Below are 393 nucleotides of genomic sequence, written 5' to 3'. Positions count from 1 at the left end.
AGAACGCCAGCATCTCGGACTGCGTAAACACCAACGCCGGGCCATCAGGGAAGCGTGAATTACGCACCGCGACCTCACCGCTGGCCAGCTGTGCAATTTCCACGCAGTTGTTGAACGCATCACTCGCCCGAGCCTTTTGCCACGCCACTCCCTGGATCTGGCTCGCCTGAACACCATTGCCGTAGGAAAATCCCATCACGCCTCCTTGTCTGACTGACCAGCTGAAACACTCGTGACGAGGCACCTCCCTCAGGGGTGCCGACACCTCTCGGCAGGGGCTCCGGAAACGCCTGTGAAAATTTCCGGGCCTGTGCGCGAGATGACGAGCCTAGTCGTGCAGCAAGATCAAAAAAGTCCCTCGAAGGAGCGTTCAACGCAGTCCGAAAATCGTTC

Annotated in this window: 1 protein-coding gene; it reads right to left on the bottom strand. The window is 58.5% G+C overall.

Features of this window, described 5'->3' with window-relative positions; all coding sequences use genetic code 11:
• Window positions 1–196, bottom strand: a 196-nt coding sequence (locus G3I78_RS50395) for a DUF397 domain-containing protein (protein ID WP_164437382.1), incomplete at its 3' end; no start/stop codon positions are given.
• Window positions 197–393 lie beyond the last annotated feature (197 nt).

The sequence above is a fragment of the Streptomyces sp. SID13726 genome (assembly GCF_010548375.1).
Lineage (GTDB): Bacteria > Actinomycetota > Actinomycetes > Streptomycetales > Streptomycetaceae > Streptomyces.
Note: the sequence above shows the minus strand (reverse complement) of the source record. Positions and strands in the feature narration are given on the sequence as shown.